General features: G+C 29.4%; 11 protein-coding genes and 2 pseudogenes. 3 read left to right on the top strand and 10 right to left on the bottom strand.

Annotated elements, in window-relative coordinates:
• Positions 1 to 4 precede the first annotated feature (4 nt).
• The 6 genes from allB (ABGF48_RS06460) to arcC form a co-directional block, all read right to left on the bottom strand.
• Positions 5 to 1,378, bottom strand: coding sequence for an allantoinase AllB (gene allB, locus ABGF48_RS06460; protein ID WP_408105521.1), 1,374 nt, complete (start codon positions 1,376 to 1,378; stop codon positions 5 to 7).
• Between the two features lie 80 nt (positions 1,379 to 1,458).
• A complete protein-coding gene (locus ABGF48_RS06455; RefSeq protein ID WP_408105520.1) occupies positions 1,459 to 2,847 on the bottom strand; it encodes an NCS1 family transporter in 1,389 nt (462 codons plus the stop codon).
• Positions 2,848 to 2,849: 2 nt separating this feature from the next.
• Positions 2,850 to 4,271: an allantoinase AllB gene (gene allB / locus ABGF48_RS06450; RefSeq protein ID WP_408105519.1), complete on the bottom strand. Its 1,422-nt coding sequence runs from the start codon at positions 4,269 to 4,271 to the stop codon at positions 2,850 to 2,852.
• A 56-nt stretch (positions 4,272 to 4,327) separates the two neighbouring features.
• Positions 4,328 to 5,557: a M20 family metallo-hydrolase gene (locus tag ABGF48_RS06445; RefSeq protein WP_408105518.1), complete on the bottom strand. Its 1,230-nt coding sequence runs from the start codon at positions 5,555 to 5,557 to the stop codon at positions 4,328 to 4,330.
• Positions 5,558 to 5,727: 170 nt separating this feature from the next.
• On the bottom strand, positions 5,728 to 6,579 hold the full coding sequence (locus tag ABGF48_RS06440) for a DUF2877 domain-containing protein (protein WP_408105517.1): 852 nt from the start codon (positions 6,577 to 6,579) through the stop codon (positions 5,728 to 5,730).
• Positions 6,580 to 6,592: 13 nt separating this feature from the next.
• Positions 6,593 to 7,525 carry a carbamate kinase gene (gene arcC, locus ABGF48_RS06435; RefSeq protein ID WP_408105516.1) on the bottom strand — a complete coding sequence of 311 codons (933 nt, stop codon included), beginning with the start codon at positions 7,523 to 7,525 and terminating at the stop codon, positions 6,593 to 6,595.
• Between the two features lie 283 nt (positions 7,526 to 7,808).
• Here arcC and ABGF48_RS06430 point away from each other — a divergent pair, with 283 nt between their 5' ends.
• The 3 genes from ABGF48_RS06430 to ABGF48_RS06420 all read left to right on the top strand — a co-directional run bounded on the left by ABGF48_RS06430 (position 7,809) and on the right by ABGF48_RS06420 (position 11,432).
• Positions 7,809 to 8,978 (top strand): IS110 family RNA-guided transposase, encoded by a 1,170-nt coding sequence (locus tag ABGF48_RS06430; protein WP_408105515.1) that lies wholly within the window; start codon positions 7,809 to 7,811, stop codon positions 8,976 to 8,978.
• 306 nt (positions 8,979 to 9,284) lie between these two features.
• Positions 9,285 to 9,581 (top strand): helix-turn-helix domain-containing protein, encoded by a 297-nt coding sequence (locus tag ABGF48_RS06425; RefSeq protein ID WP_408105514.1) that lies wholly within the window; start codon positions 9,285 to 9,287, stop codon positions 9,579 to 9,581.
• A 408-nt stretch (positions 9,582 to 9,989) separates the two neighbouring features.
• A complete protein-coding gene (locus tag ABGF48_RS06420) occupies positions 9,990 to 11,432 on the top strand; it encodes a sulfatase family protein (RefSeq protein ID WP_408105513.1) in 1,443 nt (480 codons plus the stop codon).
• Between the two features lie 511 nt (positions 11,433 to 11,943).
• Here the strand turns inward: ABGF48_RS06420 and thiM are convergent.
• The 4 genes and pseudogenes from thiM to ABGF48_RS06400 all read right to left on the bottom strand — a co-directional run.
• Positions 11,944 to 12,753, bottom strand: a pseudogene (thiM, locus tag ABGF48_RS06415) (hydroxyethylthiazole kinase).
• Complete coding sequence (locus ABGF48_RS06410) at positions 12,743 to 12,931, bottom strand: hypothetical protein (RefSeq protein WP_408105539.1); 189 nt, start codon at positions 12,929 to 12,931, stop codon at positions 12,743 to 12,745. The pseudogene thiM and the gene ABGF48_RS06410 overlap by 11 nt, the downstream one beginning before the upstream one ends.
• A 149-nt stretch (positions 12,932 to 13,080) precedes the next feature.
• Entirely contained in the window at positions 13,081 to 13,308 is a 228-nt protein-coding gene (locus tag ABGF48_RS06405) for an energy coupling factor transporter S component ThiW (RefSeq protein ID WP_408105512.1), read from the bottom strand.
• A gap of 12 nt (positions 13,309 to 13,320) precedes the next feature.
• Positions 13,321 to 13,509, bottom strand: a pseudogene (locus ABGF48_RS06400) (hypothetical protein); the annotation flags it as partial.

The following is a 13,509-nucleotide window of genomic DNA, read 5'->3' as shown; positions in this document are numbered from 1 at the left end:
CTTCTTATTTGATTTTCTTAATAAGTTCACCATATCCAGCTTCACCTACTACCTTTCCATCTTCCGCAACAACTTTACCTCTTAAAATTGTAGTAACAGTTTTGCCTTTTCCTTTAAGTCCGACATAACCAGACATTTTATTTACATATAGTAGTTCTTCGCTTGTTATTTCCCATTCTTTTTCAAGATCAACTATAATCAAATCAGCATCAAAACCTTCTTTAATGTCCCCTTTTCTTCCGTAAATACCAAAAGTTTTGGCAGGTTTAACACACATTGCTTCAACAATAATTGATGGAGATACACCTCTTTTATTAATTCCTTCAGATATAACAGCTTGTACACCACTTTGTACACCACTCATACCACCCCAAACATCAAATACATTATTTATTTTTTGTCCTAGAATTTCTTTGTATTTTTCATCATATGAACATGGTGAATGGTCAGTTGCAATTCCTGAAAAAGTACCCATTTTTACATGTTCCCACATACCTTCAACAGCTTTTTGATCTCTTAGAGGAGGAGCACATTTAAATAGTTCTCCATTTTTTATAACATCTTCTCTAGTAAATGTTAAATAGTGAGCACATGTTTCTGCAGTTATATCATAACCTTCGTCTTGTGCATCTTTTACAATTTGTGCTACATCCGGATGAGATACGTGACATATATGAACTTTAGCATTAAGTTCTTTAGCAATATCAACTACAGCTCTTGTAGCAATTAATTCAGCAGAAAGTGGTCTAGAATCTAAGAATCCTTCCCAATCTAGCCTTCCTCTCTCTTGCATAACTCTTTCTCTTTCTTTGATAACACTAAAATCTTCAGCATGAAAACCAGCTCTTGCATCTAATTCTTTTAGTATTTCTAATCCTTCATACATTTTTCCATAACTTAAAGGAGTATAATCAGGAGAAACAGGCCCTAAAAAAGATTTAAAAGCAACTACACCTTTTTCATCCAATCCCTTTAAGTCATCGAAATTTTCAGGAACAAATCCACCCCAAAAACAATAATCAGAATATGCTTCTTTGCTTACTTTCTCTTCCTTGATATCAAATAATTTATCATTAGTTAATGCTGGTTCGTTTTGTAAAGGCATATCTATAATAGTTGTATATCCCCCCAAAACAGCTGCAGCTGTTGCATGTTCAAAATCTTCTCTCCACTCATATCCTGGATCATTAAAGTGAACATGAGTATCAATTGCTCCCGGCATTACTAAATTACCTTTTGCATCAACAACTGCTTTAGATGGTAAATCTTCATCCCCTTTTACAACTTTTGATATTTTCCCATTGCTTATAGCAATTGTACCTTCAAATATTTCATCAGATTTTACTATTTTTCCATTTTTTACCATTAAATCGTACATATTAAAATCCTTTATCTTATTTTTTTACATAATTAATTTGGTATTATTCCCATATTAAATTTATAAACATATTAGTTTTATCACTCTAATGCTGTTCCTTTTCTAAATCTTTTCGTAATTTTTGAATATTTCGTACCAAGGTAGTAAACTAAAGCTGTTGGAATTGTTGCTGTAAAGAAAGATATGTCAACATTTAATAACCCTATGATTGCACCAACAACAAGTGCAATTATCGCTACCCAGTTAGTCCCTTTTCTTATACTATCATTTTTGTATAGTTCAGCAAGATATTCTTTTGATACATTTCCTTTATGCAAAATGTAGTAATCAGTTACTAATATAGCAAATATAGGTCCAAAGAATGATGTATATACCTTTACGAAAATTGCTAATCCAGCAGATGAGCTATCATTTGTTAATACCCATGGGAAAGTAAAAATAGCAAGTATACCAACTATGAGAACCGCTGGTTTATATTTTAATTTAAATGCGTCCATAAAAGCATAGGTTGGTGGTAATACATTACTAGTTAAATTATTTGACATCTGAGCAAATAAAATAAAAGTCAATGTTATCACAAGCATAATATCATTGTTTACCATAGTAGAAAATGCATTAATTGGATTAGCAATACCTGTTGCAGTTGAAGCCATAGCTCCTATTAATCCCAATAGAATTGTTGCAGGCAAAGTTGATATTATATATGAAAGTCCTCTTTTAGCAAATCCATATCCTACTTTTAATTGCCTTGAATAGTCTCCAGCATTAAGCATTACAGTTGTAGAATTCCCAAAGAAAGCCATAATTGCACCAAAGAATGGAAGTCCCCATGTACCTTTAATATTGACTAAATTGCTTTGAATAACATCTCCATATCTTGTAATACTAACATATAGCATATAAAGCATTACGAGTGCCATTACAACACCGCTTATGTTTTTAATCCAACTAATTCCACTGAATCCTCTTAATGACAAGATAATTTGAATTAACTGGAATGCCAAAAAGAATAACCAAACATTATCATAATTAAAAAGTGTAATAGATATTTGATTTATAACACTTCCTCCCAACCATGATTGATAACCATACCAAACAATTGCCGGAAGCCCTCTAATCATAACTGGAATTATACTTCCTTTTGTTCCAAATGCACTTTTTAATTGGATTGCATAAGGAGACCCCGTTTGGTATGAAAATTTATCATTTAATAATATACAAAATATTAATATACTTGTTCCAATTGTTACGGCTAAGAAAATTTGTAAAAAATTCAAGCCATTACTTAATTGAGCAGAACCAATTGCAAGAGTTCCAATTGAAATACAGCCTCCCAGCCAAAGCATTAAGTATGATACCCACCCCATCGGCCTATCTTCTGGTTTTATGGGTTCTAAATTTTCTTCATCTTTCCTAATCGGACCAGGATCTTCATAAATATCTTTATCTCTTAAATTTTTACCCGTCACTTTTAAACTCCTTGTTTATTCCTTTGGTTGCTTATAAATTGACCGTATCCTTTTGCCTCTTCAAGATACTTTCCATCTTTAGCAACCAATTTTCCTCTTATTATAGTGTGCGTAGGGAATCCCTTACCTGTAACACCATTGAAACATGTAACATGCCCTTTTGTGAATAGTTTTTCTTGTTCAATTTTCCATTCTTTTTCAGGATCTACTATTACAATATCTCCATCAAATCCTATTTGGAATTCTCCCTTTCTTCCATATAATCCAAAAATTTTAGCAGGATTTACACCACATACTTTAGAAATCATTGTTGGTGATAATCCTTTTTTATTTACAAACATATCAAACACCATTGGGAAGAAATATTGAATAGCATTTAATCCACCCCATGCTTGCCAAATATCTAATTTCGAATCATCTTTTTCTTCATCCATAGCTGGAGAATGATCACTACCAATGCAAGATAATGTTCCATCAATTACATAGTCCCAAAGCTTTTCTTTTGCTTCATTTGTTCTTAATGGTGGTGTACATTTTGCAGGAGCCCCCAATTCATACACTAAATCTTCTGTAAATCCAAGGTAATGAGGACATGTTTCTGCTGTAACATTCACTCCTTCTTGTTGAGCTTTTTTAACAAGTTCCGCTACCATTGGGTGCGAAATATGAACTATATGAACTCTTCCACCCGTAGCCTTGGATAGTGCCAAGACATTTTGTACTGCTACATACTCTGCCCAAACATCATGAACTTCAAGAAAATCAGAAATTTTTTCTTCTCTATTTCTATTAGGAGCTTTCTTTTTAGCTTCCTTTGTTCTTTCTAAAATCAATGTATAATCTTCACAATGAAAGCCTGATACAGCATCATATGGTTTTAATATTTCCAATGATTTTCTAATATTTCCCAAGTTTACAGCAGGAAATAAATCTCCATTAGGACATAAAAATCCCTTAAATGAATTAACACCTTTTTTTTGCAAATCTACTAAATCATTAACATTTGACTTAATTGATTCAGGAGAATCATCATAATCTCCAACCAAACCACCCCATAAACCATAATCTATATATGAATGTTTTGAAATTGCAGCTTGCTTAATATCAAAAATTTTAGCATTTATAAGTGCTGGATCATTATTCAGAGGCATATCTATAAGAGTTGTAATACCCCCTGATACAGCAGCTCTGGATCCGGTTTCAAAGTCTTCACGATGTTCAAATCCAACTTCATTCATATGAGCATGGCAGTCAATAATTCCTGGATAAACTAAATTTCCATTTGCATCAATAACTTTATCGGCTTCTACATTGCTTCCTTTTTCTAAAAAAGCTGCATATTTACCATCTTTTATAGCTATATCTGCTTCATATATTTTTTCAGTCCCTACTAATTTCCCATTTTTAATAACTAAATCATACATATTTCCTCCTTATTTTTATATAATATATTTGATTAATAAAACAATTTTGTAATATTTTATAAAGCTAAAGTTAAATCATACAAAACATCTGTTGCTTTTCCAAAGTATGAATAAGGTGTATATTCATCAGGAGAATGACTACGTCCATTTTCACTAGGAACAAATATCATAACCGTATCTTTTATATTATGAGCAATAGGTAGAGAGTCATGTCCTGCTCCACTTGGCAATTTAACATATGAATGTCCATGTTTCTTTACACTTTCTTCCATGATATCAATCATCTTATCACTCAATTTTGCAGGAAGAATTTCCAAGGTTTCAATCATAGTATAATCAGCATCATATAGTTTTGTCACTTCATCTAAATCATTTTTTACTCTCTTAACAACTTCGTTAACATTTTCAATTTCAAGAGATCTTACATCTATACTAAATTTTACTGAATTTGCTACTACGTTTACTCCTCCAGGCAGAGTTTCAATAAACCCAACAGTTGCAACTGTACTTTTGCCTATTTCTCTAGCATAATCAGGAATTTTTGATATAACTTTTGTTGCCATTTCAACAGAATCTTTTCTCATATCCATAGGAGTAGTTCCTGCATGATCTGCTCTTCCGTTTACAGTAACCATAAATCTCTTTAACCCAACAATTCCCGTTACCAATCCTAAATCAAGTTTATTAGTATTCAAAACAGGTCCTTGTTCTATGTGCAATTCAATAAAATTTCCTATTCTTCCTTTAGGCCAAGCTGCTTGAGGAATACGTTCTGGTTCTAATCCGTAATCTTTCATTGCTTGATATATAGAAATACCATCTTTATCTGCAACTTTCTTTGTTTCTTCTACAGATAGCTCTCCCAAGATTCCTTTTGAGCCAAAATATCCAGTACCAAATCTCATACCTTCTTCATCCATAAATGCGATAACTACAAAGTCTCTTTCAAGTTGAACTTTATTGTCTCTTAACAATCTCGCAATTTCAATTGCAGTAACTACTCCAGCTATACCATCGTAATTTCCACCGTTTTGAACAGAGTCATAATGAGAACCCATTACAATAGCTGGAAGACTACTATCTTTCCCTCTTCTTGTTCCGTAAACATTTCCTACTGTATCTTCCCTTACTTCTAATTCAGCATCTCTCAAAAGTTCTTTCAAATATTCAGCAGCTTCTCGAGTTTCCTTTGTAAAAGGAAGTCTAGTTGCTCCATTACCATGAGTAGCTGTAAACTTTTTAAGTTCCTCTAGATCCTTTTCTATTCTTTTAGTGCTTATTTTCATAGTACCTCCTTATGTTATGATTACGTTTGCAGGCTCGATTTAAAAATTATTCAAACCCATATCATTGTAACATTAAAACGTTTAATTAGTCAACCACTTTTTAACTATATTAATAGTTAAATTTTTATTGTAAAAAACAATATTCTATTTTCTTTTCTATAAAATTAAATTTATATTATTAATAAAATTTTAAGGCCTGTAAATATTCCTAACAATGTATCTTTTCCTGATGTATGCCCAATTTTCAAAATCATATCTATGTCATCAAAATTTAATTTACAATTAAAAACTTTATTTAAGAAATTTGTATATAAAGACTTAAAATCTCCCTCAATAGAATTTTTTAACATCTCGTAAGATATAATATTTGTATTGTATTTATTTTTAAGAATTATTTTATAAAATAATTCTTTATATTCTTTTAACGGAGAATTAATCGCAACAATTATAAGTAACAATCCAGAAATATAATCATCCCCTGAAGGCGTTAAACCCATTCCTAATCCAATTAACTTTTCTATAATATCCATAATTTTTTTTTCATCATTGTTTTTAAATGATAAAAATAGTTCTTCACTTACTAAATACAGTTTATTATTTATTATTTTTTCAGTTTCATTTGTTATTTTATCTTTTAATGATTGCAATTTATTTTCAATAATTTTGTAATTATGGATTAAATATTCACTATTTCCATCTATTATAGATTTATTAAGTTTGTATATTTTAGCTTTTTTATAGCTAACAACTTCATTCTTAAAATAAATAGTTTTATTTTTAATATAGAATTTTTCACCTACAAAGATATCTATTGAATCAAAGTTAATTAAATCTAATAAAATTGAAAAAGGAGAAGCATCAATATTTCTATTTAATACACTAAAAAAAAGCCCATTATCAAGTTGCAAATTTATAGCTTTATTAAACTTTGAATGTACCGTCCCATTTAATACTGTTATTTCTTTTGTATTAGGATTTAATTTTCTATAAAGTTTATCATGTATTAGTAATGCTTCTCTCATATATTTCTCTCAATTATAAAGTTATAGTAGTTCCTGTTTTACCCTCTATCCCAAGAGCTGCCTTTTCTAATGATGTTATAAGCGAGGTTCTACCTGCTTTTGAGCTACTAAATTGTATAGCTGCTTCAACTTTTGGTTTCATTGAACCTTCTGCAAACTCTTTATCATCAATATATTTTTTCGCTTGTTCTACACTTATTTCATCTAACCACTCTTGCTCAGGTGTCCCAAATTTTATTGCAACCTTGTCTACTGCAGTAAGCACAACTAATACATCTGCATCCACTAATTCTGCAAGTTTAGCTGTAGTGAAATCTTTATCTATTACAGCTGGCACACCTTCTAAATGGTTATTTACCTTAACAACCGGTATTCCTCCGCCACCGCCTGCTATAACAATAGCACCTGAATTATATAGAAGATTAATTGATTCTTTTTCTACTATATCAATAGGTTTTGGTGAAGGTACAACTCTTCTGTATCCTCTTCCTGAATCTTCAACAAAAACATATTTCTTTTCTTTTTCAAGGTTTTCAGCCTCTTCTTTAGTATAGAAAGCTCCTATAGGCTTTGTAGGATTTTTAAAAGCTGGGTCATTTTGATCTACTAAAGTTTGAGTTATTAATGTTGCTGTTGGAATATTTAATTTCCTTTTCTCTAATTCATTTTCTATTGCATTTTGTAAATGATAACCTATATACCCTTGACTCATTGCTCCGCATTCAGGAAATGGCATAGTTGGAACATTATCATTAATATTTGATGATAACTCCATTGCTAAATTAATCATTCCTACCTGTGGCCCATTTCCATGTGAAAGTATAACCTTGTTACCTTTTTCTACCAAATCCACTATTGATTCAGCTGTTAATTTCACAGCTTCTTTTTGTTCCTCCGGTGTGTTACCTAAGGCATTCCCCCCTAGCGCCAATACTACTTTCTTCATATATTCTCCTTATATAATGTATTTAGGTTGTTAAAGGTAACCCATAATCCTTTTTCGACTAAATATTATTCAGTTTTACTGTATAATATTGTTATTAGATAGAGTGTACTCGTTTTCTCCTTGGGATTTAATCTCGTACTTGAAAGAGTGAGTCCTCTAATCTTTTAACTGTTTACGAATAAGTTAGATGTTGACCCTTCCAGGGTACTTCGGATTTACCATAAGGCAGTAACGTTATTAGATTTTGAGGTGTCTATCTAAAATATTATTTCTGAGGTATTTTATGTTTTATTTAGGTATTGATATTGGTAAAAATACTCATGTAGCTTCTTTAATTGATGATAAGAAAAAAGTTATTTTTAAAGCTTTTTCTTTTTCAAATTCTATTAATGGTGCTGAAAGTTTAATCTGCAAATTAGAATCTTTCAAAAATGAACTTGAAATTGGTATGGAAGCTACAGGTCATTATTGGTTGTCTATATACTCATATCTTGTTGAAAAAAAATTCACTGTTCATGTTATTAATCCAATCCAAACTGATGGTTGGAGACAAGGTATTGAAATTAGAAAGAGAAAAACTGATATTATCGATTCTCTTTTAATAGCCGATCTTCTTCGCTATGGAGATTTTGTTGAAACTTCTCTTTCTAACGAGGATTATTTATCTTTAAAAAACCTTTCCAGATTCAGGTCTTATCTTGTATCCTCAATTGCTGATCTTAAAAGAAAGACTATTGCTCTTTTAGACCAAGTTTTCCCTGAATATGCTTCTTCTTTTAGCAATATTTTTGGTAAGACTTCTAAAGAAATACTTTCAACTTTCTCTACCCCTTCAGATTTTGAAGATATCAATTCTGAAGATTTACAATCTTTTTTAGACAGTGTTTCTAAAAAGAAGTACGCTTCTAGGAAACTTGAAGAACCTTCTAAGAAAGCTTCTAAATCTTTTGGCATTAATTTCTGCATGGATTCTTTCAGCCTACAAATCAAAATGCTTATTGAACAAATTTCTTTTATTCAAAACCAAGTTTTAGATGTTGAAAAAGAAATTGAAATTTTACTTGAAAAACTAAACTCTTCAATTACTACCATTCCAGGTATTGGTTCTGTTAATGCTGCTACAATATTAGGCGAGATTGGAGATATTAAAAGATTTTCTAACCCTTCAAAGCTTGTTGCTTACGCAGGTCTTGATTCTAGTATTTCTCAGTCCGGAGAATTTGAATCCACTTCTAATCATATGACTAAAAGAGGCTCTCCATACCTTAGACGTGCTTTGTATCAATCTGCTCTTAGAGCTGAATTTTGCGACTCGGTTTTTTCTGCTTATTATCAAAAAAAAATCAGTGAAGGAAAGCATCATCTAGTAGCTACTAATGCTGTTGCTAGAAAGCTTTGTCATACTATTTTTGCTGTGTTAACAAAAAATGAACCCTATCAAGAACAAAGTTAGTTTTGTTTAATTGTAAATTACAATCTAAAAATGAAAAACGTTGCTAACCCTATTTTTTTAGTCTTAAATTCTAGGGGATTTTTTCATGCTTATTTTTATTCAGTTTTTATCAATATCAATCCTTATATTTTTTTCGTTTAACCTCTTGACTTTTAATAGTTAGTCTCTCATTTATTTTATTTTTATTGTAAAATATTAATATATAAAAATATTTTACTTGTATTAATTTTAATATATTTTTATATAAAATGCAATGACAAAAATTTCATAAGCTTTGAAATTTATTTTTATAGGGAAGATATAGCTATGGATCTGAAATTAAAATTAAAAAATTTAAGAATTAAATATAATTATTCTCAGGAAAATATTGCTGAAGTTCTAGATATTAGTGTAAGACAATATCAAAGAATTGAAAATGGGGATAATAAACCTAGTCTTGATGTGTTAATGAATTTATCAAAAATTTACAATAGAAATTTGATAAATGACTATTTATTATCTAATGATAATTCTTATTTATATATTAAAGAATTAGAACTAGAATTGAAAGATATAATTTTTAATATAGATAAATTAAAAATATTCATAAATAAAATTCAATAGATAGATAATGATCTATTTTACAGTAAAAAAAGATTTAAGAGCGAAGAAGAAATGTATAAGGCATTTTAAATAGCTTAAGAACAAATAATATAGCAAGAAGAGTATTGTCATTTAAGACACCAAACGAAATGGTTGAAATTTATTTCAAAAAGGCAGCATAATGCTACAAACAATGCCTATCCCTGTCAAGGTACGCTTTGCTTTTCTCCTTGAGAGAAATATACATTGTTTGTTAATTATAATTATGCCTTTTGAAAATATTATTAGTTTGCTTTCTTGTCACATATGTTTGACAATCCTAGAAAATTCCAATTATTTGATATTCATACCAATTGAATATCAAATAATATTGTGATAAACTTTAGTTAAAATCTAAAATAATATTAAAATTTTAATGGGAGAATATCAATGAAAGAAAATCTAAAAGGCTCAAAACCTAATATTTTATTAATAATATCTGATGATCATGGATACGGGGATGTCTCATTTAGAGGTGTAAATGAAGATGTTAATACTCCTAATTTAGACAGATTAAGAGAATCTGGTATGCTTTTAGAACAAGGATATGTAAGTGCTCCAGTATGCTCTCCTAGTAGAGCTGGATTAATGTTTGGAGCATATCAACAAAGATGGGGTGCAAAATATTTTGGATCTGCAAAATTTGCTCCAGATAAATTTATGACAATTCCAGAAATATTAAAACAAGCTGGATACAATACTGGATATTTCGGAAAAGTACACTACGGACCAGATAAACCAGGAGATAGATCAAATCCTGATAAACATGGTTTTGATGAATCATTTTATGGGCTTGCAGCACTTGGATTTGGTAGATTAGATTATTTACAACATGAATTTAATGCCAAAGAAAAATATGGTGAGCAAGCAGTAGTTCACAATAAATTCACTCTATATGAAAATGGAAATCCTGTAGAATGCCATAATTTCTTAACTTATGAATTTGCTGATAGAACAATGAAATTTATCGAAGATCAAAAAAATAGTGAAAATCCATATTTTTGCATGTTAACATTTAATGCAGTACATAATTTTACTTGGCAATTACCAAAAGAAGAACTTGAAAAAAGAGGTTTGCCAATATATGAAGATTTTAATCCAGATGAAGTTGAATATGTAGATTGGTATGATGGAGTTATTATGCCAAATTTACCAAATGGAAGAAAATATTATTTAGCTCAATTAGAATTGATGGATGAAAAAATCGGTGAAGTTTTAGATAAAATTGAAGAATTAGGTCAAAGTGAAAATACATTAATAATTTATATGACTGATAATGGCGGATCGCCTTGCAACTACGGCAACAATTCCCCATTAACCGGTACAAAATATACATTATTTGAAGGTGGAATTAGAGTTCCTTTTATAGCGTCATGGAAAAATGTTATTAAACCAAACTCTATATCATTAAATCTTTCATCTTCGTTAGATTTATTATCCACTTTTGCATATCTAGCAGATGCAAAAATACCTGAATGTAACTACAATGATGGTGTAAATTTAATTCCTACTCTTTTAGGAGAAAAAGGTGGACATGATTTACTATATTTTGACACAGGATTTCAATATGCCGTTCGAGATAATGAATGGAAATTTATTGGAAATGATACCGAAGAATCTAAAAAAGCTAGAGAAGAACTATTAAAAATAGAACATGCCGATATAGGTTCAGATAATAGATTATATAATATTTTAGAAAATGTAAATGAAGATATTAAATTTAATAAAATCGCAGAAAATCAATCAAAAGTTGATGAATTATTGTTTAAGTTTAATGAATGGAAAAAAGATATTGATGAGTCTAAAAATAAAATTGAAAATATTCATAAATAATATAAAAAATGGGACTGTTTCAAAATAAGAAATAGTCCTTAAATTACAAAAATTTAATAAAAATATAAAACTAAGGGGCATCTGCAAAAATAATTAAATATTTGCAACAGCCTCTTTTATTTATATTTCCAATTCATATTTATATTTTATTAATAAGAATTGGTGTTATTACCTTGATTTTTCATTTCTTTTTATGATTTTCACTTTTAGAATGGTGTAAATTTTATTACTCAACCCATTCCATTGTAAGTTTAGTTCTTTTGAATGGTATAAATTTTATTACTCAACCCATTCCATTGTAAGTTTAGTTCTTTTGAATGGTATATAAGTCCTTATTAAAATCACTTCTTTTTTTATTAATATTAAATTGAATGGTATAAATCTTATTTTCCTTTCAATTCCTTTTTCTATTATTTAGTTTGGAATGGTACTTTTATATTTTTTTTATCCATACTTTTTTTATTACTATTAAATTGAATGGTAAATCTAAAACTTCAATGTAAAAATTATCTCAGTTTTTAGAAATTAAATTTTCTCTAAAACTCAAAGAAATTTCATCTAAAAAATTTATCTTAAATTGATGTATTCCTTGTTCACTTTTTAGCTTATTATATGCATTTTCTCCGCAATTTTTTACAAAGTGGCAAGCTGATTCTGCTATATCATGAATATCATATTTATCATTGTTTGCTCCGATAAATGTTGCTAAAAGACATGAACTCATACATCCAGTACCTGATACTTTACTCATTAAGACATTTCCACCAGTTATTGTTGAGGTATTATTAGGACTGAATACTAAATCTTGTTTACCTGATGCTATTAATAGTGTATCTAATTTTTGGGATAATTTTTGCAAAGTTTCTATATTAGATTTTTAAGTTTCTTCATAACTTTGGCTGTCTACTCCGATTGTAGTGTTTTCATTTTTTGCAAGTGCTAATAGTTCAGACATACTTCCTTTAATTACACTAATTTTATTTTTTTCTAAAAGATTTAATAAAAATTTTCTTCTAAATGAAGATGCAGCTAGCCCAACAGGATCAATAACAATTGGTATATCTAGTTTTGTTGCTTTTTTACACACAAGTTCTATTTCATTAAAATTTTCTGTAGTTCCAAAATTTACCAGTAAACATGATGCATTTGATACTATTTCTTCAACTTCATATATACTATGAGCCATAGTAGGACTTGCTCCCAAATATGAGATCACATTAGCACAGTCATTAATAGTAATTACATTTGTATTACAGTGAATTAATGGTTTTTCTTTTCTAATATTTAATAAAATATTTTCTGTTTTTTCATCAAATATCATTTTTTCCTTCTTTAATTCTATTTAACACTCCTGTTTTTTGCATAGCATTTACTACAACTACAGCAATAATAGTTACTACTGAAGTAGAAATTAAAAATGGAATAACAAATGTAAATAATGATACTTTTAAATTTCCCATAATGAATGCTGCGACAGGAAACGAAACTAGACCCCCGATTATTCCTGTACCAAAAACTTCTCCGAAATATGCAAAAATGTATTTTTAGTTTTTTAATAAAGTAATCCCGCTAATAAAGCTCCAACCAAACTTGCTGGAAATGCTAATAATGTTCCTAATCCTGAAATATTTCTAATCCTGAAATATTTCTAATCCTGAAATGTTCCTAATCCTGAAATGTTTCTAATAAATGAAGCTATAAATGCTCCTGCTAAAGCCCACCAAGGTCCTAAAATTATTGCTGATAAAACATTTATAAGATGTTGAATAGGTGCTGCTTTTGACCCAAATACAGAAACCCTAAAAGTAGATCCTACAACTGCAATCGCAGCAAATATCGCTGTCAATGTCAGTTTTTTTATATTGATAGTTTTCATCATTCCTCCAATTTATTTATTACTTATCTTTCTATAAATCAATTCAAATACAACACATAATATCATAGTAATTATAATATCCAAAATGGTACTTCCTATTAATATATCTTTATTTAGTAAATATCTATAAATTAAAAATCCGCATAACCATGTTATTACACTTTTTGTATTTATAATTTTAGAATGATGATTATTTTTTAT

The organism is Helcococcus bovis (genome assembly GCF_046035835.1).
In the GTDB taxonomy this organism is placed as follows: domain Bacteria; phylum Bacillota; class Clostridia; order Tissierellales; family Peptoniphilaceae; genus Helcococcus; species Helcococcus bovis.
Note: the sequence above shows the minus strand (reverse complement) of the source record. Positions and strands in the feature narration are given on the sequence as shown.